This window comes from Hymenobacter siberiensis (assembly GCF_018967865.2).
Lineage (GTDB): Bacteria > Bacteroidota > Bacteroidia > Cytophagales > Hymenobacteraceae > Hymenobacter > Hymenobacter siberiensis.
Map to the genome: position 1 here is coordinate 3,034,936 of NZ_JAHLZY020000001.1, position 22,001 is coordinate 3,056,936.

The 22,001-nt window shown below is 59.2% G+C and carries 23 protein-coding genes; 12 read left to right on the forward strand and 11 right to left on the reverse strand.

Going from position 1 to position 22,001, the window contains the following annotated elements:
• Positions 1–47: 47 nt before the first annotated feature.
• Positions 48–515, forward strand: a complete 468-nt coding sequence (gene coaD, locus KQ659_RS13465) for a pantetheine-phosphate adenylyltransferase (RefSeq protein ID WP_216680584.1) — start codon at positions 48–50, stop codon at positions 513–515.
• 8 nt (positions 516–523) lie between these two features.
• On the opposite strand, the gene KQ659_RS13470 is transcribed toward coaD, so the two are convergent.
• Together KQ659_RS13470 and KQ659_RS13475 are read right to left on the reverse strand one after the other, a co-directional pair.
• Positions 524–1,012 (reverse strand): hypothetical protein, encoded by a 489-nt coding sequence (locus KQ659_RS13470; protein ID WP_216680583.1) that lies wholly within the window; start codon positions 1,010–1,012, stop codon positions 524–526.
• A gap of 17 nt (positions 1,013–1,029) precedes the next feature.
• The gene (locus KQ659_RS13475; RefSeq protein ID WP_216680582.1) at positions 1,030–1,731 is read right to left on the reverse strand and encodes an NUDIX hydrolase; all 702 of its coding nucleotides are present in this window, start codon (positions 1,729–1,731) and stop codon (positions 1,030–1,032) included.
• A 139-nt stretch (positions 1,732–1,870) separates the two neighbouring features.
• Here KQ659_RS13475 and KQ659_RS13480 point away from each other — a divergent pair, with 139 nt between their 5' ends.
• Positions 1,871–2,404, forward strand: coding sequence for a metallophosphoesterase family protein (locus KQ659_RS13480; protein ID WP_216680581.1), 534 nt, complete (start codon positions 1,871–1,873; stop codon positions 2,402–2,404).
• Between the two features lie 148 nt (positions 2,405–2,552).
• On the opposite strand, the gene KQ659_RS13485 is transcribed toward KQ659_RS13480, so the two are convergent.
• The gene (locus KQ659_RS13485; protein WP_216690827.1) at positions 2,553–2,858 is read right to left on the reverse strand and encodes a hypothetical protein; all 306 of its coding nucleotides are present in this window, start codon (positions 2,856–2,858) and stop codon (positions 2,553–2,555) included.
• A gap of 262 nt (positions 2,859–3,120) precedes the next feature.
• On the opposite strand from KQ659_RS13485, the gene KQ659_RS13490 reads away from it, so the two are divergent.
• The 4 genes from KQ659_RS13490 (at position 3,121) to KQ659_RS13505 (ending at position 6,977) form a co-directional block, all read left to right on the forward strand.
• Positions 3,121–4,164, forward strand: coding sequence for a threonine aldolase family protein (locus KQ659_RS13490; protein WP_216680580.1), 1,044 nt, complete (start codon positions 3,121–3,123; stop codon positions 4,162–4,164).
• A 161-nt stretch (positions 4,165–4,325) separates the two neighbouring features.
• Positions 4,326–5,606, forward strand: a complete 1,281-nt coding sequence (locus KQ659_RS13495; RefSeq protein ID WP_216680579.1) for a cation:proton antiporter — start codon at positions 4,326–4,328, stop codon at positions 5,604–5,606.
• A gap of 54 nt (positions 5,607–5,660) precedes the next feature.
• Positions 5,661–6,323: a metallophosphoesterase gene (locus KQ659_RS13500; protein WP_216680578.1), complete on the forward strand. Its 663-nt coding sequence runs from the start codon at positions 5,661–5,663 to the stop codon at positions 6,321–6,323.
• A 21-nt stretch (positions 6,324–6,344) separates the two neighbouring features.
• The gene (locus tag KQ659_RS13505; protein WP_216680577.1) at positions 6,345–6,977 is read left to right on the forward strand and encodes a DNA-3-methyladenine glycosylase family protein; all 633 of its coding nucleotides are present in this window, start codon (positions 6,345–6,347) and stop codon (positions 6,975–6,977) included.
• 149 nt (positions 6,978–7,126) lie between these two features.
• On the opposite strand, the gene KQ659_RS13510 is transcribed toward KQ659_RS13505, so the two are convergent.
• Both KQ659_RS13510 and KQ659_RS13515 read right to left on the reverse strand, forming a co-directional pair.
• Complete coding sequence (locus KQ659_RS13510) at positions 7,127–7,687, reverse strand: 2'-5' RNA ligase family protein (RefSeq protein ID WP_216680576.1); 561 nt, start codon at positions 7,685–7,687, stop codon at positions 7,127–7,129.
• Positions 7,688–7,797: 110 nt separating this feature from the next.
• Positions 7,798–8,355, reverse strand: coding sequence for a DUF1572 family protein (locus KQ659_RS13515; RefSeq protein WP_216688405.1), 558 nt, complete (start codon positions 8,353–8,355; stop codon positions 7,798–7,800).
• 207 nt (positions 8,356–8,562) lie between these two features.
• Between KQ659_RS13515 and KQ659_RS21505 the strand changes: the two genes are divergently transcribed.
• The 3 genes from KQ659_RS21505 to KQ659_RS13525 are packed head-to-tail and all read left to right on the forward strand — an operon-like array spanning position 8,563 to position 11,214.
• The gene (locus tag KQ659_RS21505) at positions 8,563–8,697 is read left to right on the forward strand and encodes a hypothetical protein (RefSeq protein ID WP_262905491.1); all 135 of its coding nucleotides are present in this window, start codon (positions 8,563–8,565) and stop codon (positions 8,695–8,697) included.
• Entirely contained in the window at positions 8,698–9,948 is a 1,251-nt protein-coding gene (locus KQ659_RS13520; protein ID WP_216688404.1) for a hypothetical protein, read from the forward strand.
• A 21-nt stretch (positions 9,949–9,969) separates the two neighbouring features.
• Complete coding sequence (locus tag KQ659_RS13525; RefSeq protein ID WP_216688403.1) at positions 9,970–11,214, forward strand: hypothetical protein; 1,245 nt, start codon at positions 9,970–9,972, stop codon at positions 11,212–11,214.
• A 131-nt stretch (positions 11,215–11,345) separates the two neighbouring features.
• On the opposite strand, the gene KQ659_RS13530 is transcribed toward KQ659_RS13525, so the two are convergent.
• Positions 11,346–12,374, reverse strand: coding sequence for an SMP-30/gluconolactonase/LRE family protein (locus KQ659_RS13530; protein ID WP_216688402.1), 1,029 nt, complete (start codon positions 12,372–12,374; stop codon positions 11,346–11,348).
• A gap of 170 nt (positions 12,375–12,544) precedes the next feature.
• Between KQ659_RS13530 and KQ659_RS13535 the strand changes: the two genes are divergently transcribed.
• Positions 12,545–14,455, forward strand: a complete 1,911-nt coding sequence (locus KQ659_RS13535) for an ABC-F family ATP-binding cassette domain-containing protein (protein ID WP_216680571.1) — start codon at positions 12,545–12,547, stop codon at positions 14,453–14,455.
• A gap of 266 nt (positions 14,456–14,721) precedes the next feature.
• Here the strand turns inward: KQ659_RS13535 and KQ659_RS13540 are convergent, their stop codons facing one another.
• The 4 genes from KQ659_RS13540 to KQ659_RS13555 form a co-directional block, all read right to left on the reverse strand.
• Positions 14,722–15,207, reverse strand: a complete 486-nt coding sequence (locus KQ659_RS13540; protein WP_216680570.1) for a CIA30 family protein — start codon at positions 15,205–15,207, stop codon at positions 14,722–14,724.
• A gap of 407 nt (positions 15,208–15,614) precedes the next feature.
• On the reverse strand, positions 15,615–16,187 hold the full coding sequence (locus KQ659_RS13545) for a hypothetical protein (RefSeq protein WP_216680569.1): 573 nt from the start codon (positions 16,185–16,187) through the stop codon (positions 15,615–15,617).
• 176 nt (positions 16,188–16,363) lie between these two features.
• Entirely contained in the window at positions 16,364–16,975 is a 612-nt protein-coding gene (locus KQ659_RS13550) for a FeoB-associated Cys-rich membrane protein (RefSeq protein ID WP_216680568.1), read from the reverse strand.
• Between the two features lie 312 nt (positions 16,976–17,287).
• On the reverse strand, positions 17,288–17,923 hold the full coding sequence (locus KQ659_RS13555; RefSeq protein WP_216680567.1) for a carbonic anhydrase family protein: 636 nt from the start codon (positions 17,921–17,923) through the stop codon (positions 17,288–17,290).
• 160 nt (positions 17,924–18,083) lie between these two features.
• Between KQ659_RS13555 and KQ659_RS13560 the strand changes: the two genes are divergently transcribed.
• On the forward strand, positions 18,084–19,415 hold the full coding sequence (locus KQ659_RS13560; protein ID WP_216686379.1) for a type IX secretion system plug protein: 1,332 nt from the start codon (positions 18,084–18,086) through the stop codon (positions 19,413–19,415).
• Between the two features lie 17 nt (positions 19,416–19,432).
• Here KQ659_RS13560 and KQ659_RS13565 read toward each other — a convergent pair whose 3' ends face one another.
• Positions 19,433–20,266, reverse strand: coding sequence for a hypothetical protein (locus KQ659_RS13565; protein WP_216680565.1), 834 nt, complete (start codon positions 20,264–20,266; stop codon positions 19,433–19,435).
• 264 nt (positions 20,267–20,530) lie between these two features.
• Here KQ659_RS13565 and KQ659_RS13570 point away from each other — a divergent pair, with 264 nt between their 5' ends.
• A complete protein-coding gene (locus KQ659_RS13570) occupies positions 20,531–22,000 on the forward strand; it encodes a M48 family metalloprotease (protein ID WP_216686378.1) in 1,470 nt (489 codons plus the stop codon).
• The last annotated feature ends 1 nt before the right edge of the window (position 22,001 follow it).

Below are 22,001 nucleotides of genomic sequence, written 5' to 3' on the forward strand. Positions count from 1 at the left end.
AATTCCTGCCTCTTAACTCATAACTCCTAACTCCTAACTCCCCATAAATGCCCCGCACCGCCCTTTTTCCTGGTTCCTTCGACCCGTTCACCAACGGCCACCTCGACATTGTGCAACGCGGGATGGCGCTGTTCGACCACATCATTATTGCCATCGGTACCAACAGCAGTAAGCAGCGCTACCTGCCCGTTGAGCAGATGCAGGGGTTGATTGCCGGGCTTTTTGAGGACGAGCCCCGGGTATCGGTGCGCACTTTTAAAGGCCTCACGGCCGAGTTTGCCCGGGAAACTGGGGCGGCTTTCCTGCTGCGTGGCCTGCGCAACAGTCCCGATTTCGAGTATGAAAAGCCCATCGCCTACGGCAACCAGCACATCAATGCCAGGCTGGAAACGGTATTCCTCCTGACCTCGCCCACGCTTGGAGCCATCAGCAGCACCATTATTCGCGACATTCACCGTTTTGGGGGCAATGTGGAGGCTTTCCTGCCTTTTCCGATGCCGCCCCTGGCGCACTAGAGCGGCAGCTACTGGCTGAGGGCCAGCGCCAGCACCCGCAGGCCCATAAACCGCGTGGGGTGCTGGTGCTGAAAAAATGGCAGCACCAAGTATTCGGCTGAGCTGAGCTGCAGGCCGCTACGGGCCATCAGTTCGTTCTCGTTGCTGCCCATTAGCATCAGCTCGTTCACCTGGCGCGTGTGGGCATCATAGGCAACCACAATGGCCAGGCCCCGGTGCTGAAACAGCAGGGTCGAGTCGGGCTGCTCATTGGTATGGATTGAAGGTGCCCGCGTAGGGTCCAGCAAGGCATCCGGCACCGGCAGGCCCCGCCCCAGCTGCCGGCTTATCCCATCAATAGTAAGCGGCAGCAGGCCAGGCACATCCACTTGCGGCAGTTGCAGGGCCGCCGTGGCAACGGCGGTTACGGCACGGTCATGGTTGGACTCATGAGCGCCCGAGCAGGCCCCCATCCCAACCATCAGCACACCACCCAAAAGTATCTGAGACCACTGCATCGCCCGGCAAGGTACGGTTATTTACCCGTTGCCGGCTCTTTGGTGGGCTTGCCGGCCATGTTGCTGAGGTAGTGGCGCACCACCAGCGCAATGGAGGCGTACGAATCTTCCAGCTTGGTCAGGGCTTCCTGCGGCGACATCCAACGCACTTCCTCGATGTACTCCTCGGTCTGGGGCTTCATCAGGCTGTCATCGAGGCACTTCATGAGGAACCAGCTGGTTTTCTTCAGCATCTTGTTGCCTTTGTAGGCGTAGCTGTGCCAGGTACTGGGCAATTCCTCACCGAGCTCCAGCTTAATGTTCGTTTCCTCTTCCACTTCGCGCAGGGCGCCAGCGGCCTGGTCCTCATCGCTCTTGAGCTTGCCCTTGGGCAGGTCCCATTTGCCGAGACGATAAATCATCAGCACCTGGTCGCCTTTCACCACCAGCCCGCCGCCAGCCTTGGCAATTTTGAACTGGTCTTTGAAGTGCAGGGTGATGAATTTCTTCTTTTTGACCAGCATGGTCAGCGATTTCAGCTTTTTCAGCTTCTTCACTTCCATCAGGCGCAGCAGGCGGTCGACAAACAGCGGACCGGCGTCGCGCACCAGCACATCGCCCACCAGGTCCTTGGACGTAAAGTCGTCGTCGGGGCTGAGAATGAGGTCAAACTTGTGCTTGTACACTTTTTCGCTGAGTTTCTTGATAACCAGCGGAATATCGTTGATGAAAATGTTCATCGGAGGAAGCGGATTGAGAAAAGACGTCGGGCCAAAGCAAGCCGCCGAAGTCAGGAATAAGAATTAGGAGTCTGGTCGGTGGCAGCAGCTGCAAGATACGGGGCCGGACTGATTCGCCGGGTGCCCCCATATTTGCGGCATGACACGTATTGGCCTGCTTTCCGACACCCACGGCTACCTCGACGAGCGAATTGCGCATCATCTGCGCGACTGCGACGAAATATGGCACGCCGGCGATTTCGGCGATTCCCGCGTGGTGGACGAATTGGAGGCCTTAGCGCCGCGCTTCCGGGGCGTGTACGGCAATATCGACGGCACGGACGTGCGAAGGTCCCAACCCCTGGTTCAAGACTTTGAGCTTGAGGGGCTGCGGGTTTTAATTACCCACATTGGCGGCTACCCCGGGCACTACGCCCCTGCTGCCCGGCCCCTGCTCGACAGCACGCGGCCGGGGCTGTTCATCACCGGGCACTCGCACATTCTGCGGGTAATGCCCGACCCCCGGCGGCACCTGCTGCACCTGAACCCCGGCGCGGCCGGCCGGCACGGCTTCCACCAGGTTCGCACGCTGCTGCGCTTTGGCATTGAGGCGGGCAAGGTGGTGGATTTGCAGGCCGTGGAGCTGGGCAAGCGCGGCAGCTCCGGTTCCCACTGTGAAGGGAACGCAGCGTAGCATGGCAACGTGAGAGCCGACACCCGTGGCAAAGCCAACAAGCCCCGCGACCTGTAAAACAGGAAACGGGGCTTGTCGATTTTTTGGGCTGCCCGGGGCAACCGACCGAATTGCTTCGGCCTGTGCCCAATGGCCAGCGAAAAGTTACTTACAGCGCAATCTCAGGCTTGGGGTGCTCACCTTCCTGACCGTCGGCGTTCACCGGCTTGGTCACGGCATCAGCTGTGTCGAAAGCGGCGGCGTTGTCGGCGGCTTCGGTGGTTTTAGCAGCCTTGGCGGCGGGAGCTGTAGCAGCGGGAGCGGCGGCACCAGGAGTGGTGAAGCGCGACTTCAGCTCTTCCAGGTCCACGTTTTTCAGGACGGGCGTGCGGAGCAACTCCTTGATAATGCTCTTCTTATTGTTGGCGCGGGCAATGTTCTTGCGGTGCTTGCGCTTGAGGCGGGTAACGGACATGGTGCCGGATTGGTTAAAGTCTAGGGGCTTACGAAACGGAGGGCAAAAGTAGGGCTTTCATTTTGAAAGTGCAAGCCCACGAGGCATTTTGCTGAATTACTGCGTATTCAGACAATGGATAGTCCCCGGGTTTCGGGCGCTACTTTTGCCCCGGCGGCTTTGCACGGCCCGGGGAGCTTAGCGCTGGTTTGCGGCGCAGAGGCTTTGCGGGCGGCTTTTGCCGCGTCGGTTTCCATTCGCTCCCTACTATTGTTCCCATCTTATGCCTGCTGAAAACCCCCAACTACCCCTGGTTGATTTGCGCTCCGATACCGTGACCCGCCCCACGCCTGCCATGCTGGCGGCCATGTGGGCCGCGCCCGTGGGCGACGATGTGTATGAGGAAGACCCCACCGTGCGCCGCCTCGAAGAAGCCGCCGCTGCCCGCTTCGGGCTGGAAGCCGGCCTGTTTTGCCCCTCGGGCACGATGACCAACCAGATTGCCATTAAGGCCCACACCGAGCCGCTGAGCGAGGTTATCTGCGAGCAGACGGCCCACGTTTACCTGTGGGAAGTGGGCGGTATCGCTTTCCACTCCGCCGCATCGGTGGCGCTGCTGCCCGGCGACCGGGGCCGCCTCACGGCCGCGCAGGTGGAAGCCGCCATCCGGCCCGAAAACGTGCATTACCCCACTACTCGCCTCGTATGCCTGGAGAACACGCACAACCGGGGCGGTGGCAGTTGCTATAGCTGGGACGATATGGCGGCCATCAGCGAGGTGGCGAAGCAGCATGGGCTTGCGCGGCACCTAGACGGGGCTCGCATTTTCAACGCACTGGTGGCTACCGGGCAGCGCAGCGAAGATTATGGACAAATTTTCGACTCTATCTCGGTGTGTTTGAGCAAAGGCCTGGGCGCGCCGGTGGGCTCGGTATTGCTGGGCTCGAAGGCATTTATCCAGAAGTGCAAGCGCATCCGCAAGGTGATGGGCGGCGGGTGGCGGCAGGCCGGCTACCTGGCGGCCGCCGGCCTGTATGCGCTGGAAAATAATGTTGACCGCTTGGCCGATGACCATCGCCGCGCCGCCCGGCTGGCGGCCACGCTGCGCCTGCAGCCCTACGTGGCCGAGGTGCTGAACCCGGAAACCAACCTCGTCATTTTCCGCCTGCACGACACCCAGCCCGCCGCCGGTTTCCTGGCCGCGCTGGAAGCACAGGGCATCCGGGCCAGCAGCTTCGGGCCGCAGTGGATTCGCTTTGTGACGCACCTCGACGTGGACGACGCCATGGTGGCGCGCATTGAGGCCGCCCTGGCGGAAATATCGTAGAACCTTGGTTTTGTGCGACCGTCATGCTGAGCCTGTCGAAGCATCGCTACCGCAACAGTAAATCCTTGCGATTGGATTGGATTGCATTGCGCGGTAGCGATGCTTCGACAAGCTCAGCATGACGGTCCTTTTTCTTTGTTGCCTACCCTCACCCCATTACCTTGGACCTATACACCGCCCTTGCGCTTCTGCTCGTTTTAGCTGCCGCCTTTGCCTACGTCAACCTGCGTTTTTTGAAAATGCCGACCGCCATCGGCCTGATGGTGCTTGGGCTGGTGGCATCGCTGGCGCTGGTGGGGCTGGCACGGTTCGACGTAAAACCCGTGCTGAAATTCGCGAACCTGGTGAACAAGCTGGATTTCAGCACCATCGTAATGCAGGTAATGCTGGGGTTCCTGCTGTTTGCGGGGGCCATTCACGTTGATACCCGCAGCCTGGGGCGGCTGCGCTGGCCGGTGGGCATACTGGCACTGGTGGGCACGCCACTGAGTACGGGCATCGTGGCCGGGGCCATGTACCTGATGCTGCCGTGGTTTGGGCTTCCCACGCCGTTTATCTATTGCCTGCTGTTCGGGGCCCTTATTTCGCCCACCGACCCGGTGGCCGTGCTTAGCATTCTGACCAAAGCTAATATCCCGAAAGCCCTGGAAACCAAGATTGTGGGGGAGTCGCTGTTCAACGACGGCGTGGGCGTGGTGCTGTTTGTGGTAACGCTGGAAGTGGCCTTGCTGGGCCCCGGCGATGTCACGCTGAGCCACGCCCTCGGCATCTTTCTGCGCGAAACGGTGGGCGGGCTGGTGCTGGGCACCATGCTGGGGCTGGGCACGGGCTGGCTACTGCGCACCATCGACAACTACCAGGTGGAAGTGCTCATCACGCTGGCGCTGGTGGCCGGCGGCACGGCCCTGGCCACGCGGCTGCATACTTCGGGGCCGCTGGCCATGGTAATGGCCGGCTTGCTGGTGGGCCATTTCAGCCGCACCGGCGGGGTGCTCTCGAATGAGTCGCAAAACTACGTGGACAAGTTCTGGGAGCTCATTGATGAAGTGCTGAACGCGCTGCTGTTTGTGCTGATGGGGCTGGAGGTGCTGGTGCTGCACATTCCCGGGCGCACGGTGCTGGCGGGGGTAGCGGCCATTGGCGTTGTGCTGGTGGCCCGCATGGTGGCGGTGGCCCTGCCGCTGGGGCTGCTGCGCATCCGGTCCACGTTTAAGGTTTCCGACCACGGCACCATTGTGCTCACCTGGGGCGGGCTGCGGGGCGGGCTGGCCGTGGCGCTGGCCCTGAGCCTGCCCGCCAGCATGCCGCGCGAGCTGCTGGTGGGCATCACCTACGTGGTGGTGGTGTTTTCGATTATCGGCCAGGGCCTTACCATCGGGCCGCTGGTGCGCTGGCTGGGCGTGGCGCAGCCACAGCCGGAAGAAGTAGAAAAGCACGCCTGACGCACGTTTCATTTCAAGGGACCTTTCCGCTGCCTTCTCACTGTTTTCTGAGCCATGAATCTATTCATCATCGGCGACGTGCACGGCTGCTTCCGCACCTTCAGCAACCTGCTGAAACACTGGAACCCGGCCACCGAGCACCTCATTCAGGTGGGCGATTTGGTGGACCGGGGCACCCGCACCCCCGAAACCGTGGAGCTGGCCCGCCAGCTGAGTGAGCAGTACCCCGAGTCGACCACTTTCCTGATGGGCAACCACGAGCTTTGCCTGCTGCACCACTTTGGCCCCCAGGGCCCCTACCCCGCCTGGCTGAACTGGGGCGGCCGCAGCACCGCCGACCAATACAAGCTAAAGCCCAAGCTACTGGCCCGGCACCTGCCCTGGCTCGAACAGCGCCAGCTGCTGTGGCAAAACGACCATGTGCTGGTGAGCCACGCCGGCCTAGCCGATTTCCCGCTGGCCGTGGCCATGGACCGCGACAACCCCGATGGCATTCTGTGGCGGCGCGGGCCGCTTCGGCGGCTGCCGCAGCTGCAAGTGGTGGGCCACACCCCCATGGATGACGGTGAGCCCCTGCATGACCCCGAATCCCACACGATGTACATCGATACCGGGGCGGTATTCGGGCGCAACCTCACGGGCCTGCGCCTCTCCCCCACTGGCGAAGTGCTTGCTATTGTGATGATTCCCGTTGACCCCGCCGACCTGCCGGACTAAGCCCACCTCACGCCCTACCAGATGCTCAACCAAGCCGCCATCGAACACCTTTCGGCCGCCGACCCGATTTTGGGGGCCGTCATTGCCACGGGCCGCGCCATTCACCCGCGCCCCCACGAAGACCTGTACCTGGCCCTGCTGCGCGCCATCGTAAGCCAGCAGATTTCGAACAAAGCCACCGCCGCCATCTGGAAGCGCTTCCAGGCCCTGTTTCCGCCCGAGGGCTACCCCGAGCCGCGCGAAGTGCTGGCCCTGAGCGAAGACGAGCTGCGCGCCGCCGGCCTCTCGCGCCAAAAAGCCGGCTACCTCAAAGCCATTGCTGAGTACAATGAGCGCGGCCTGCTCGACTACGAGCACCTCACCAGCCTGTCAGAAGATGCCTTCACCCAGCACCTTACCGCCATCAAAGGCGTGGGCCGCTGGACGGCGCAAATGCTGCAAATGTTCGCCCTCGACCAGCCCGACGTGTTTGCCGAGGGCGACCTGGGCGTGCAGAACGCCATGCGCCGACACTACGGCCTGGAGGAAACCGGCCGCGCCCTCCAAAAGCGCATGCTTGTCATTGCCGAGCCATGGCGGCCCTACCGCTCCCTGGCCTGCAAGTACCTGTGGCAGAGCCTGGATAACGACACGCAGATTCCGCCTTCTGTATAGGGAATTTAGTGAATCAAAAAGAACGTCATGCAGAGCGCAGCGAAGCATCTTGCCCGCAGTCACTAATCCCTTCGACTGGATTACTTCCTGCGGGCAAGATGCTTCGCTGCGCTCTGCATGACGAGCTGATAATATGGCATTTATGAATACTACTTCGCTGCTGCCAGCGCAACTTTTGCGCCCAGCTCAAACGCTTCTTCCTGCAGAAAAAACTCGCCCTGCTGCCGCAGAATGGCAATGTTATTTATCTCGATTTTCAGGTTGTAGGTTTCCTCGTTGAGGAAGCTCAGCACCGGACCCAGCAGGTCGGGAGTGGTGTCGTGCAGGGCCAGAGAGATGTGCGGCAGCCAGCAGTCGGGGCCGCTGAACTTGTCGGTGCGCAGGCACAGCGGCGCAGTGGCCTCGATGATGCGGTGGTGCAGGGCATTGAGGGCGTCGGAGCGCAGCACCGGGATGTAGATGACCGGCCGCTCGCCCGGAAACACGCCCAGACCGGTCGTGAAGGCCGGAAAGGGCTCGGTGGTGGCGGCCACGTCGGCCAGCACTTTCTTCAGGGCCGAGAGCTTGTGCACGCCGGCCAGCTGGTAGGTCAGGTGCGGGTCGGGAGTGGCCTGCACGTCGTCGATGCCGAATTTCTTTTCGAGCCGCTTGATGATGCGGTTGATGCGGGCGGCGTGGGGCGGGCTGAGCAGCGTGGTGATGGCGAGCATATGGGGCGGGGGCCAATCGGTGTTTTCGGCGGGGCAGCCAGATTGGAAATCGGGCTGAAATATCGGCTCACTGCTTACGGGAGTACGGCCAAGTAGATGCACGGGAAGGCTTATTTACGGTTTTGCATGGTTTGATTGAACTGCCGGCTCTGCCCGCGCGGGATGCTCAGGGACTGAAAACCTTCGCCCCGAATGATTTTGGCCAGTTGCACCAGCTGCCCGGCATGCGCGGTGTAGTGGGCCACCTGCCGCTGCACAGCCTCCAGCACGGTGTGCGCCTCGCCCCGAATGGTGACGATGCGCAGCAAATCGGCGGGTTGGAGCTCGTTCAGCAAATTGAACAGGATGCGCCACGCGGCTTCCCACTCCTGCCGCAGCGCTGGGATGTCGGCCACGTCGCGGGACTCCTCAAACTCCTGGTCGCGCTGGCGGACCGGCTTTTCGCCGTCGGTGGTCAGAAAATCGGTAAGACGGGAGCGCAGGTTGCCCGCCATGTGCTGCACGATAACGACCGCTCTGTTGCTGCCCGGCGCGGGCTGCTGCCCCCACTCAGCATCGCTGAGCTGGACCAGGGCACGGTCGGCCAGGGTTTTATACTGCTGAAAATTGTGGCAGAAGGTAGCCAGCAGGGCCGCGCCCAGGGCATAGGCGGAAGATGGGGTAGGCATAGGCTAAAAGTAATGAATATGACCGAAGTGGCAACTGTCCAGCTGGCATTTTCAACCAGCAGGCCGGTCGGCAAACCGGGCCTTTTCATCGACTTAATGCGTCAAAGCACAACCCTGACCGGGTCCATTTGCGTTACCCGCTTTCCGCCTCCAGTCGTATTTGAATCAGAGAAACCAACGGCCCTTCCGCCGCTCTCCGCGCTCCCCGTGTCGGAAGCGCCCACGCCCCGGTCCCGCCGTTGGGTCTGGTGGCTGCTGGGCGCGGCAATCGTGCTGCTGGGAATCACCCTGGTGGTGCAGCAGCTGCTCGACCCCTGGCTGCGCCGCAAGCTGGAGCAGTAGGTGACCACCCAAACCCACGGCCAGTACCGCCTGCAAGTGGGCGCACTGCACACCAGCCTGTGGCAGCGCGCCATCCGGCTAAGTGGCCTGCGCCTGCGCCCAGCCGCTACCGTGGCCGATACGCTGCCCCGCGTGCAACTCGACGCAGCGCAGCTCAATGTTACGGGCATCGGCCTGCTGGCGCTGCTGCGCAAAGGTGTGGTGCCCATTGATAGCGTGGTGCTGGACTCGGCCCGGATTGAGGTACTGGCTTTGGCCCGAAAACCCACCAAAAACGCCGGAAAGCCGCTGTACGAGCAATTACCGCTTAAGCTTAAAGGACTGGATATCCGCTACTTCGGCCTGCTGCACACCCGCGCCAACTACCAGCCCAGCGGGGCGCAGGCCCAGCCCACGGCCCGCTTCCGACGCGCCGATTTGAGCGCCCAAAACCTGCTCATCAGCGCGGCCGGCGCGGCCGATTCGCAGCGCCTGGGCTACGCCATTGGCTGGAATCTCCTACTTCAGCATGCGCAAGGACAGGCAGCCGGCCACCAGCTGGCCGTGGCCGGGCTCACCATTGCCACCGCCGACCACCTGATTCAGCTCGATTCCGGGCGCGTGCAGCCGCTGGAGGCCGCCCGTACCGACCAGCCCCGCGTCGATTTGCTGCTGCCGCGCCTGCGCCTCACGGGGCTGCAGGCGGCGGCCTTGCAGCACCAGCACCGGTTCCGGGCCGATTCGCTGCTGATTCAGCTACCGCAGGTAACGGCCGTTTTACCGGCCAACAGCTCGGCGGGAAATTCGAAGTCGGCGACGGATTATCTCAAAAGTCTGGATTTGGCCCACCTGGACGTGCGCGGCGGCTACGTGCGGGTGCAGGGCGCGGCGGCCAACCCCATTATCCACGGCTTGGAAGTGGCGGGTACGGCCATTCATTTCGACTCGGTGAACGCGCCCAACGCACAACGCATTTTCTTCGCCAAAGCCTGGGAAGTGGCGCTGGGCCGCAGCCAGGCCACCGTGGCGGCGCATGCGCTGGCGCTGGGTAGCCTGCAGCTGTCGACTTCGGCGGGCACGTTTACGCTGCGCTCGGTGCGGATTCGGCCGCCCGCGCCGGGGCAGGGCAAGCCCGGTGGCCTGCGCGTCGACCTGGTGCTGCCCAGCCTGGCACTAGCCGGGCTCGATGCGAAAGCCCTTCAACAAAAGCACTTTCAGGCCCAAAGCCTGGTCCTGGACCGGCCCAACCTTCACTTCACGCCGCCCGTGTAGCCGCCCCCGCCCTTCTGGAAATTGCTGTCGAAATACCTGCGCCGCTCCGATTTGGCCGTGGTGCGGGTGAACCACGGCGAGCTGCTTTTCGGCCGCTGGCGGCATGCCCCCCAGGTACGCGACCTGAACGTGACGGCCACTGCCATCCGCATCGACTCGGCGGCCAATGCCGACCCGGGCCGCATAGCCTACGCCCGCGCATGGCTGCTGAACACCGGCCAGCTGTCGGCACCCTTCGACCCGCCCTTTTACCAGGCCAGCAGCGCGCATGTGCACCTCGACACCAATTCCCAGCAACTGGTATTCAGCGACATGCTCTTGAAGCCCCAGTTCTCGCCCATCGGCATGAACCTGCACAAGGGCTACCAGGCCCCGGCCGTTACCATCAAATTGAAGGCCCTGACCCTGGCCGGACTCGCTTTCAAAGGCCTGGTTGAGCACGGCGATTTCCGCCTGAAGCGCGTCACCGTGCAAAGCCCTGTCGTCACCATCGCCTCCGACGGCCGGGGGCCTATCAACCCGAACCGCTCTAAGATATCGCCCGAGGAGATGCTCAACCTCCCCGTAATCATCGACGTGCCCCGGCTCGACCTCGTGAATGGCAACCTGTACTCGACCTACCGCAGCCCGCTCACGCCCCTCACCGGCACCATGAACATCAACCGCTTCAACGGCACGTTCTATAACCTGAGCAACGACCGCCGGCACCAGACCGCCGCCCGGCCCCTCACCGGCAAGGCCAGCACCTACCTCCAGAACCAGTGCCGGCTCGATGCCCAGGTATCCATGTATTTGCTCGACCCCAAGGGCCGGCACCGCATCTGGGGCGCGTTCGGCCCCGGCCCATTTGCCATGCTCAACTCCATGACCGTGCCCACCAAGCTGGTCGAATTCAAGAGCGGCAAGGCGCAGCGTATTCGTTTCGATATGCGGGCAGACCGCCAGGGCACCACGGGCACCATGTGGACCGAGTATTCGGGCTTGCAGATGGAACTGCTTGGCTACAAGAACGAAGAAGTAAAGAAAACCCTTATCAAGCGCGTTATCTCCAAAGCCGTCAACGTCGTGGTAATTCGGGACCAGAACCCGCGCAAGCGTGGCAAGCTGGTAACCGGCGAGATGAAAAGCACCCGCGAGCCACGCTTTTCGGTGTTCGCCCTCTGGCGGCAGGGCGTGGTAAGCGGCCTGTTCAACAACGTGGGCGTGCCCCAAAAAATCGCCCAGAAGCTGAGCGAGAGCAAGGACGAAGCGCCGCTGCCCAAATGAACCCTTTTAGGCACCACTCCATCGGATAATTACCCGGGCGCTGCCATTGAGCCGCATTCTTTAGTTCACGTGAAAAAGGGCTGCTTTCCAATTGGAAAGCAGCCCTTTTTGGCTCGAAACCAGTAGAGAGGCTACTGGAACGTCACCCGGTTGATGCTGTACTGGCTGACGGCCGGCATGCGGCCCGAAAACAGCGCGTCGAGGTTGGCATAGAGCACGTAGCTGTTGCCGGCGCGCTGGGTGAGCGTGGTCGGGAATTCGGCCTTGGTGGCAAAGGTGCCCGAGAGCGTGGCCGCCCCAAAGTTGTTGGTGGTGGCCAGGCGAAACACCTTGGCCTGGGCATTACTCACCACCTGCAAGGTGTTGTTGTCTTGCAGCAGCAGGCCATCGGCGGCCATCAGGTTTTGGGTGGTGGCCACCGGCACGTAGCCGGCTGGGTTAGTGAGCGGCACTTTATAGATCACGCCGTTGTCGGACTTGGCCACCAGCAGGTACCCGTCGGGGTGCACCACGATGCCGTTGAAGCCGAACGCGCCGGCGGCCGGGGTGCCCAAGCGGGCCGCGTCTTCCAGAAACACGGTGGCATTATTCTGCGGGTCCACTTTGTAAATCAGGTTGGAGAAGCTATCGGTGACGTAGGCGTTGCCCTGGGCATCGACGGCGATGTCGTTGGCAAAGTGCGCCAGGGCCGGGCGCAGAGTACCGAGTTCTACTATCGTGGGGGCGGCCGTGGGGGCGCTGCGGTTGAAGATGGCCAGGCGGGCCAGCTTGCCCTGGGTGGTAGCGGTGCTACGGGCCGCATTGGCACCGGGGTCCGAAATGGCCGCCAGTACGCGGTTGCGGGGCTCGTCGAGGTACAGGCCAATGGCCGACACCAGCTTGGGGTCGTCGGGGAAAGCGGTGCTGTAGGTGCCGTCGTCCTTCACCTGGCCCACGCGGCCGGTGGTGAGAGACGTGACCAGGAAGCGGGTGTTAGCGGCGTCGTACTGCACGCCCTCGGGGTAAAGACCGGCCTGGGTGAAGGTAACAACGGCGGGGGCCGCGGGCGTTACTACGTCAGGCTCTTTGTCTTTGGAACAGCTACCAAGCAGCAGTAGGCCGAGCACGGCAGCCGGCACCAGGCGACGGGACGAGGCCGCCGAAACTTGAAGGGAAAACATGGTCATGAGAATGGGGGATGTATAAAAGGCACAAAACAGGCCGCACCCGTGTAGGAACATGGGTAATACCAACGGCTGGGTATTTTGGTTTTGAAAAGCGGCCACCGGCCGGGGCCTGACGCCAAGCCCAACCTTGCGCCGTACCTTTGCCCCTCAATACCGCTGACTAGATGATTTCCATTTCCGACCTCGACTTCCACTTTGGCTCCCGTGCGCTGTACGATAACGCCAGCCTGCACATTAAGCCCAAGGACAAAATTGGCCTTATCGGCCTCAATGGCACCGGCAAATCGACGCTACTGCGCCTGTTGGTGGGCGAGTACAAGGCCGATGGCGGCTCGATTTCGATGGCCAAGGACGTGAGCCTGGGCTTCCTGAACCAGGACCTGCTGAGCTACGACACGCACGAAAGCATTCTGCACGTAGCCATGCAGGCTTTTGCCGAAGCCCTGGAGCTGCAGCAGAAAATCGACGACATTCTGGTGCTGTTCGAAACCGATTATTCCGACGACCTCATCGATAAGCTCGCCACCATGCAGGAGCGGTTTGAGGCGCTGGGCGGCTACACCATGCAGGCCCGCGCTGAGGAAATTCTCGAAGGCCTAGGCTTCACGACCGAGGAGCTGACCAAGCCGCTCAAATCCTTTTCGGGCGGCTGGCGCATGCGCGTGATGCTAGCCAAAATCCTGCTCCAGCAGCCCTCGCTGCTGCTGCTCGACGAACCCACCAACCACTTGGACCTGCCCTCCATTAAGTGGATTGAGAACTACCTGGCCGACTACGAGGGCGCCGTCATCATCGTGAGCCACGACCGGGCCTTTCTCGACCGCACCACCAACACCACGGTGGAGGTGATTAGCGGCAAGCTGGTGCCCTACGCCGGCAACTACAGCTACTACCTCGAAGAAAAGGTGGAGCGCAACCTCATTCAGAAGGGCGCCTTTGATAACCAGCAGGCCCAGATTCGGCAGGCTGAGAAGTTCATTGAGCGCTTTAAGGCCAAGGCCAGCAAGGCCAAGCAGGCCCAGAGCCGCGTGAAGGCCCTCGACAAGCTGGAGCGCATTGAGGACGTGGCCCAGGACGCCGCCAAAATCAACATGAAGTTCACCTTCAAGGTGGAGCCCGGCCGGCACATTCTGCGCATGGAGCACGTGACGAAGAAGTACGACCAGAAGCTGATTTTCCGCGACACGAATGTGCACATCGAGCGGGGCGACAAAATCGCGCTGATTGGCGCCAACGGCAAGGGCAAATCGACGCTTATGCGCCTCGTGGCCGGCACCGAAGCGCCCACCAACGGCAAGCACCAGCTGGGCCACAACGTGATTATGTCGTTCTACGCCCAGCACCAGCTGGAGTCGCTGACGCTCGACAACGAAATTTTGCAGGAGATGAGCGAGGCCGGCTCGAAGCGCAACGACATGGAGTTGCGCTCGGTACTGGGCTCGTTCCTATTCACGGGCGAGGAGGTTTTCAAGAAAATCAAAGTCCTCAGCGGTGGCGAGAAAAGCCGCGTGGCCCTGGCCAAAACCCTGATTTCAGAAGCCAACTTCCTGCTGCTTGATGAACCGACCAACCACCTGGATATGGTGTCGGTAAACATCCTGATTCAGGCCCTGGAGCAGTACCAGGGCACGTTCATCGTGATTAGTCACGACCGGTTCTTCGTGGAGAACGTGGCTACTAAAATCTGGTACATCGAGGATTTCCAGCTGAAAGAGTACCCCGGCACCTACGCCGAGTACGAAACCTGGCAGGAAGACCGCGAGAAGGCCGCCAAGAAAGCCGGCCTGCCCAGCCCCTCGGCCCCCAAGCCGCAGCATAAGGAGGACAAAAAATCCGAGTCTGCTCCCGCTAAAACGTCCTCGCCCGACCAGAAAAAGGCGCTGAAAGAACTGGCCGAAGTAGAAGCCAAAATCGATACGCTGGAAAAAGAACTAGCCGGCTACGAAAAGCAGCTCGCCGACCCGAAAATCTACGAAAACTCATCGCAGCTGAAAGACGCGACAATGAAATTCGAGCAGGTGAAAAAGGAGCTGGCCCAGTTGAATGACCGGTGGGAAATGCTGGCGGAAGTATAGTCGCATAGCCGCTTAAAAATAAAAGCCTCTCCAGAAGCAATTGCTTCAGGAGAGGCTTTTTTAATGGCAACGACGACGGTTTCGGGCTTGGCGAAGGTGGCGATTTTCACCACAAATGTTGATGCGGAGAACCAAACTTTGATTAACCACAAATGTGTCTGCGGAGCACTGAACCGCCACTTTTGCCAAACCAGTGTTATCGGGTCGGCCTTCTTGTCTGCTGTATGTTTTACGCTCGTCCAAAATAGTCGCTGGTAACTTTGAATTTACTCCAAGCCTATCCAATCAATCAATAATTTGAAGTCTTCGTCTTGCTTGTTGGCAATCAAAAAACTCAATTGTTCGATGCTTGCAAAATTAAAATTCGGGATGTTCATTTTGCGCCCTCGATACTGCGGGTAAAATTCCCTGATTTCTAACTTAATGTTTTCCCATTCTCCTGAAGTGCTAAATTGGTGCACATAAGACTCAGACTGCGAAATACTGCCCTTCAAACGAAACTCATAATTCTTACCATCGCCTTTTACCCGCAAAACAACAAATGTCTTTTCTTCTGCTAGTTTGATTGTTGTGTTCAGTTGAGTCGAGGCAAATCCTCCGTTGTTCGCCAATGAAACGTGACCTGAAAATTGTCCATGTCCTGCATCGGTAAGCACAAATGAACTCTTTGATATACCACCCATCACACCATCGTTGACAATACGCCATTCCTTGATGTTCGATTGAGTTGAAAAATTATAAATATGTTTCATATTTGAATTAGCGGATAAGCCGAGTACGAGTAAAATTATTAAGTATTTCATTTTTTTATTTTTTGAAACCACTAACAGAATTCAACGAGTCTATTACAAAGCTAGTTGGTCGTATTATCTGGTCACTCAGTATTTCCATAGCATTTTCATCATCTCTTTTTCCCGTTTCTTTTCCTGTCTCGTTTTTAGGCTGCCCGACGACGAACAGGTATTGCTGCAGGTGGGGAATTCATTGAACGTCCAGCCCGGAACCGCTGCCCAATTGAAAATATAAAGTTGAAGTTAACAACAAAAAGCCAAATAGATATTCGTCTGCCCGAACTAAAGTACAGCGATGCAAACAGCCGAAGTTTCAACGTCCAGCCCCACTTGCAGCAATACCAATGTTATGTGCATACCCTTGTCTGTCACCACATTTTCCACCAAGGCTTTTTCACTGTTTCGTATCTATTGTAACTTCCGCCAGTCAAAATTTTGTTGTCAATGTCATACGAAAAGTGAACCAATTCATCTGCTTCAGTCATTGGGTCGTATGAAAGTCCGGAAACAATATTGTTTTCAAGTTTTAAGTCTTTTAGTCCGTCCCAAGAAATTCGAGTTGTGTCCCAATGACTGCCATCGGTTTCAATAATTGTCAAGTCGGTTTGGTCTTGTAAAATAAGTCGCCCGTCTTGTGTGTTCAAAACTGAAACATATCCAACACCAAAAACGGAAACAGGTTTCGTATCGTCTGGGTTCATAACATAACAAGTCCCATAAGCAATTACCAATAGGTTTGTTGTATCTTTTAATTCATAAATTCCTTTTAAGTCTGTCCAACCTGGTTGGAAATTAGCAACCCATTCTGAACCGTCTGTTTTGAAAAAACGAACAGCGAAACCTTCTGAATAAAAGGGTTCGCCACTTTCAGTGACTGGAATATACATTGGTCCGTAGGTCGGCAATGCTTCTAAAATTTCATATCGTTTTATGTCTGTCAATATTGTCGAACGTGAAGTCTGTTAGGGTTGCCTATAACGTTTTGGCGCTTGGCGAAGAAGCGGATTTCGAAGCACTAAACTGTCTGCCAGCACTGAACTTGATACGAAGCACAAAGCTTCATTTAAGCACTGAACCCGCTTTTTTGCCAAACGCCTGTTAGTGGCTGGGCTTCTTTTCATTGTCTGTTTGATATATTGTCGTGAACCCATTTTGCTTCTTCTTCTGGTGTAACTTTGTCCAACGTGCTACTTATTCTACTAAATGTTGCGTGAGGAAAGTCGTAAGGTTTGCTGTTGTCAAAATATGGTCCAACTATACCTAAAAACCATCCGTCTTTTGCAGACCAATGTGGCTCGTTCACTCGACATTTGAAAACTTCATAGTGAACAAAGTTGTTTTGTCCGTCAAAGTCAAAAGTTACACGTTTAATATGTTCAATTTCGTCAGGACAAGCATCAAGTTCAGTCGGAAACTCTAACCAATTTGCAAGATTACTTTCAGCACCTGAAATTAAATTATTGAATTCCTTCGGAAAAAGATTTGTCTTGTCGTGGTCAGCTAAAAGTTGAAATGCTGTTTGTCTGGTCAATATGTTTTTTGCAAAAGGCAGAACGTCATTTTCAGTAATTTCTTGTCCACTTTCGAGTTTGTCGTAGAGCTCTTTTAATCTGTCAAAGCGTTCTGCATTAAGTTTGTTATTTTGTCGTTTAACAGTAATAAATCGGTAAACAGCAAAAATTACTATTGCTAAAACTATCAGTCCAATTATTGTAAAAACTATTTTCATTCTTCTTTTATTTTGAATTTGTCTGTCCGTGTGTTGCGTCTGTCAGCCTTGCCACTAACATTTGGATTGCCGCAACTCGCAGCTATTGCAAGTTGCGGCAATCCGTCCTTAGTACGCAAGTGAGTTGCGGGATACCGGCTAGATGAGCTGGCTTGCCGCAACTCGCCGGTTACAGACCCCGGCTATCGAGCCAGGAAGCTGGTAAGGCTCGTTGAGCAACATGGGAATATATTTCGGTGGTTTTAAAGCTGACATATATGGCCAAGCAGGTCCGGCATGATGTGCGTGTCGGCTACCTCCCCGCCAGCGCCGCTAAGCCGCTTCGTCTTCCAGAAAAGCCACCTGGCCCGTGGCAATGTCGTGCATGCCGCCCACAATGCCGACCTGGCCCGCTTCAATCATCTCTTTCAGTATCGGGCTGCGCTCCAGGATGGCCTGTACCGTGCGTTTCACGTTTATCAGGGATACTTTTTCCACGAAGGCCGGATTGCCGGAAGTGCGGTCTTCGGTTTCGGTTTTCTCGTTGAATACGGCCGGCTGAATTTTATTGAGCAGGGCCGTCAGGTTGCCCATTTCCACGTGGTCGCAGGCACCCTTCACGGCACCGCATTTGGTGTGGCCCAGCACCACAATTATTTTCGAGCCGGCCACCTTGCAGGCAAATTCCATGCTGCCCAGAATGTCTTCGTTGATGATGTTACCGGCCACGCGCACGCTGAACACATCGCCCAGGCCCTGGTCAAAAATCAGCTCGGCCGACGTCCGACTGTCGATGCAGCTCAGGATAACGGCGAATGGGAATTGGCCGTCGGCGGTATAGCCGGCCTGCTCCAGTAGGTTACGGTTGGCTTTCAGGTTGTTGACGAATCGGCTATTGCCTTCTTTTAAAATCTGCAGCGACGTTTTGGGCGTGAGGCTGGCTTGGGTTTCCTGGGTGTGTACGCGCATGGGGCGGGGGAATTGGAATGGGAAAAAGAACATGTGAACGACGGCTGCGTGCGGCCGGCAATACCGGCTGGGCACCAGGGCCGCCCTATTGGTAACGTAAAATAACGCTGCGCAGTCGTTGCGCCCGGCATTGGCGGGCAGGCAACCGTACTTTCGTGCCATGCGCTTTCTTCCCCTTGCCTCTCTCCTGCTGCTGGCCGCCGCCTGCGTGCCGCTGGGCACCCCCATCACCAGCACCGCGCCCGGCACCCAGCGCCCGCCCGAATACTACGCCGATAAAACCCTGCGCTACCAGGACTACACCTACGCGCCCGACGTGCGCAGCGTGCAGTGCTACGTGAATACGGGCCGGCCCAACGAGGTATTGCAGCCGCCGGTGGTGCCGCTGGGCCAGAGCCCGAGCATCGTGCTGGAGTTTGACGTGTTAGGCCCGCAAAGCCAGCGCTTCACCGCCAAGCTCATTCACTGCGATGTGGACTGGCAGCCGTCGGTGCTCACGGACATGCAGTTTCTGAGCGAAATCAACGAGTTTCTCATCACCGATTACCGGGTGGGCACGGGTACCAAGGTGCCGTATTTCCACTACCGGCTGCGCGCCCCGCAGGTGAAGCTGAGCGGCAACTACCTGCTGGTGGTACAAAGCGCGGGTAGCGTACCGGTGGTATCGCGCCGGCTGCTGGTGTATGAGAACCAGGTGAGTGTGGGCCTGGCCCCGGGCATCGTCATCGGCGGGCAGGAGCGGTTCACCATGCAGCAGCTCGATTTCAGTATTGGCTACGGCACCGTGGACTTGGTGAACCCCGCCGTGGAAGTGAAGGTGGTGCTGCGCCAGAACTTCCGCTGGGACAACGCCAAGTACAACCTGCGCCCCACATTCGTGCGCGACGCCGAGCGCCGCCTCGACTACCAGTATTTCAACTTCGAGAATGCTTTTCCCGGCCTCAGCGAGTACCGGTATTTCGATACCCGCTCCATCCAGACGGTGGGCATTGGCGTGCTGCACGTAGACCCGCGCGCCATGCCCGCGACCACGGTGCAGCTGCAGCCCGAAGTATCGCGCAGCCAGACGGCCTACAACCAGTACGTGGATTCCAACGGCCAGCGCGTGTTCGAGAGCCGCGAATACGGTAACGGCGCCACCAACGCCGACTACGCCGACGTGCAGTTTCAGCTAAAAGCCCCGCAGCCCGCGCCCGGCCCGGTCTACGTGTTTGGTGCCCTCACCGACTGGCAGCTGAAGGACGAGTTCAAGCTGAAATACGACGAAGCGCAGCAGCTCTACACCGGCCACGCCCTGCTTAAGCAAGGCTACTACAACTACGATTTTGCCGTGGCCGGGGCCGCCGGCAAGGCCCCCAACGAAGTGTACTTCGAAGGCACGCACTACGAAACCGAAAACCAGTACGACCTGCTGGTGTACTACCGCCCGCCCGGCACCCGCGCCGACCTGCTTATCGGCTACAAAGCCGTGGATATGAACAGCCGGCAGTAGCCCGCCGGCCCGGCAAGCTACTTACCGCTACTGAGCTGCACGCTGGTTTTCAAGGAGATGCTTTCAATGCCGTAGCTGCCACGCATGCCGCCACCCCGCATGCCACCGCCAGGCATACCGCCGCGCATGCCCATGCCGCCCTGGCCGCTGTTCATCACGCTGCCGCCGGGGCTGCCCACGGGCGGGTTCCACTTGTTGCCAGCGATGGTGATGCCTACCACGGCGGGCCGGCCGCCGGCCAGCGCGGGCAGTTTGCGGTAAAGCAGGCGCATCGGCACGGCCAGCTCATAAATCAGGTCTTCCTGCGCATCCACGCCAAGGGCGGCTTTCACGCCGAGCTGCGACTGGGCATCGGTGAGGGTGGGCTCCTTGCTGCCTTTGTAGTTGAGGAGCTCCATCTCACGCATATTGCCGATTACCCGCGTCATGCGCTCATGCCGGGCCGCCCGGCGTTCGGCAGGCGAGCCGAGCTCGGACTGCTGGTCGCCGCCTTCGGGCTCGCCACGCCCAGCCAGAGGCCCGCCTATCGGAAACCGCACCCCAAACTGGTGCTGGTTGCGGCCCGTGGTATCGAGCCAGACCGTGAGGCCCAGCCGCACAATTTTAGCCTGGGTGGCCGGGTCGGCGGCTTTGATGCGCAGGTACACCGCGCGGCCATCGTTCAGCACCTGGTATTGCAGCTTGCTGGTGGGGTCGTAGTGCAGGGAGTCGGTCCACTCCGTGGCCCGCCCATCCACCACCGGTGGCGCGGGAGCGAAACGGCTGGCGCTGCTGGCCGTGGGCTGGCGGCTACACGCCAGGAACAAAAAAGCTGCGGGCAGCCACACGGGCCACGAACGGGGAATAATCATCCTAAAATTTGAAATACAACCAGGTAAAATCAGCCGCAATGTTCCCGGTTATCGGGTGTGTTTTGAGTGAATATGACTGGTTTGGCCACAAACTGGCAGGGAAATGGCATAACCCCGGTGGAGCCTGCCCCGGCCGGCCCCATCGCAAAGCTAACCGCCCACCCCACCGGGTCCAACCCTAGCGCGGCGTAACCGCATTTGCCCCGCCGCCGTTGCAGGCCCATCCGCTGTTCTTCACCGGTAAATTCCGCTTTATTTATTCCCATGAATTTTTCGTTTCTTCCTGCCCTGCGCACTGGCGCGCTGCTTTCATTACTGCTGCCGCTGGCCAGCTCTTCCAGCATGACTGACTGGGCGGCCCGCCGCCCGGCCACGGCTTCGGCCCGCGCTATTCCGGCCGCCCGCCCGCTGCAAGGGGCCAAACCCGACCCGGCCGTTATCGCCCAGTTTGGCTTGTATAACAATGCCAAGCTGCAACAGCTCATCACGGCGCGGGGCAAGGCCATGGCGGCCATTTCGGACCGCCCCGGCGACTACGGCTTCACCGTGGTCGATTCGCCCGTCATCAACGCCTTCGCCACACCCGATGGCCACGTGTACTTCACGCGCGGCATCATGGCGTATTTCAATGACGAAGCCCAGTTCTCCGGCGTGCTCGGGCACGAACTCGGCCACATTACCGCCCAGCACGGCAAAAAGCAGCAGACGCGCAGCACCATTGCCGGCATCGGTATGCTGCTGGGCTCGATAGTAGCCCCGCGCGTGATGCAGTCGCTGGGCGGCGTGGCGCAGCAGGTGGTGGGCCTGGGCATGCTGAAATATAGCCGCGACGACGAGAACGAGGCCGACGGGTTGGGCGTGAAGTACTCCACCAAAATCGGCTACGATGCCAGCCACATGGCCGATTTTTTCCAGACCCTGGAGCGCACCGAGGCTCAGAGCGGCAGCAGCATTCCCACCTTCCTCAGCACCCACCCCAACTCGGCCGACCGCTACACCCGCGTGAAGCAGCTGGCCGCCCAGGCCAAGCAGAGCGCCGGCCGCAGCACCTTCGCAGTGAACCGCGACGCTTACCTGCGCTCCATCGAGGGCCTGACTTTTGGCGAAGACCCGCGCCAGGGCTTCGTGGAAAACAGCGTGTTTTACCACCCCGATTTGAAATTCCGCTTCCCCATCCCCTCGGGCTGGAAGTCGCAGAACTCCCCCGATAAATTCCAGATGCAGGAGCCCAATGGCAAAGCCCTGCTCGTATTCCTGGGAGCCGGCGGCTCTTCGCTCGACGAAGCCGGCCAGAGCCTGGCCAAGGCCATTGGCGTAAGCAATGCGCAGGCCCAGAAAACGACCATCAACGGCTTCCCGGCCCTCGTGTTTGAAGGCGACCAACAGGCTTCCGACCAAAACAGTACCTCGGCCCACGTGCTGGCCCAGCTCATTCAAGACGGCAAGAGCATCTACGCATTTGTGGGCCTGGCCGAACCCTCCTCGTTCAGCGCCTATGCGCCGCAGTTTCAGCAGGCCGCCCAAGGCTACGCCCGCCTCACCGAGGCCAGCAAGCTAAACCGCCAGCCCGAGCACATCCACATCCGCACCGCCACCGGCACCCAAACGCTGGCGGCAGCCCTGGCCTCGGCCGGTGTTCCGTCGAGCCGCTACCAGGAGCTGGCCATTGTAAATGGCATGAAAACCACCGATAAGCTGCCCAAGGGCATGCTGTATAAGGTAGTGGGCAAATAGT

What these genes read in the sequence shown, in the direction of transcription:
- coaD (WP_216680584.1), top strand. Translation starts at nt 48, where the DNA reads ATGCCCCGCACCGCCCTTTTTCCTGGTTCCTTCGACCCGTTCACCAAC.
- KQ659_RS13470 (WP_216680583.1), bottom strand. Translation starts at nt 1,012, where the DNA reads ATGCAGTGGTCTCAGATACTTTTGGGTGGTGTGCTGATGGTTGGGATG.
- KQ659_RS13475 (WP_216680582.1), bottom strand. Translation starts at nt 1,731, where the DNA reads ATGAACATTTTCATCAACGATATTCCGCTGGTTATCAAGAAACTCAGC.
- KQ659_RS13480 (WP_216680581.1), top strand. Translation starts at nt 1,871, where the DNA reads ATGACACGTATTGGCCTGCTTTCCGACACCCACGGCTACCTCGACGAG.
- KQ659_RS13485 (WP_216690827.1), bottom strand. Translation starts at nt 2,858, where the DNA reads ATGTCCGTTACCCGCCTCAAGCGCAAGCACCGCAAGAACATTGCCCGC.
- KQ659_RS13490 (WP_216680580.1), top strand. Translation starts at nt 3,121, where the DNA reads ATGCCTGCTGAAAACCCCCAACTACCCCTGGTTGATTTGCGCTCCGAT.
- KQ659_RS13500 (WP_216680578.1), top strand. Translation starts at nt 5,661, where the DNA reads ATGAATCTATTCATCATCGGCGACGTGCACGGCTGCTTCCGCACCTTC.
- KQ659_RS13505 (WP_216680577.1), top strand. Translation starts at nt 6,345, where the DNA reads ATGCTCAACCAAGCCGCCATCGAACACCTTTCGGCCGCCGACCCGATT.
- KQ659_RS13510 (WP_216680576.1), bottom strand. Translation starts at nt 7,687, where the DNA reads ATGCTCGCCATCACCACGCTGCTCAGCCCGCCCCACGCCGCCCGCATC.
- KQ659_RS13515 (WP_216688405.1), bottom strand. Translation starts at nt 8,355, where the DNA reads ATGCCTACCCCATCTTCCGCCTATGCCCTGGGCGCGGCCCTGCTGGCT.
- KQ659_RS13530 (WP_216688402.1), bottom strand. Translation starts at nt 12,374, where the DNA reads ATGTTTTCCCTTCAAGTTTCGGCGGCCTCGTCCCGTCGCCTGGTGCCG.
- KQ659_RS13535 (WP_216680571.1), top strand. Translation starts at nt 12,545, where the DNA reads ATGATTTCCATTTCCGACCTCGACTTCCACTTTGGCTCCCGTGCGCTG.
- KQ659_RS13540 (WP_216680570.1), bottom strand. Translation starts at nt 15,207, where the DNA reads ATGAAACATATTTATAATTTTTCAACTCAATCGAACATCAAGGAATGG.
- KQ659_RS13550 (WP_216680568.1), bottom strand. Translation starts at nt 16,975, where the DNA reads ATGAAAATAGTTTTTACAATAATTGGACTGATAGTTTTAGCAATAGTA.
- KQ659_RS13555 (WP_216680567.1), bottom strand. Translation starts at nt 17,923, where the DNA reads ATGCGCGTACACACCCAGGAAACCCAAGCCAGCCTCACGCCCAAAACG.
- KQ659_RS13560 (WP_216686379.1), top strand. Translation starts at nt 18,084, where the DNA reads ATGCGCTTTCTTCCCCTTGCCTCTCTCCTGCTGCTGGCCGCCGCCTGC.
- KQ659_RS13565 (WP_216680565.1), bottom strand. Translation starts at nt 20,266, where the DNA reads ATGATTATTCCCCGTTCGTGGCCCGTGTGGCTGCCCGCAGCTTTTTTG.
- KQ659_RS13570 (WP_216686378.1), top strand. Translation starts at nt 20,531, where the DNA reads ATGAATTTTTCGTTTCTTCCTGCCCTGCGCACTGGCGCGCTGCTTTCA.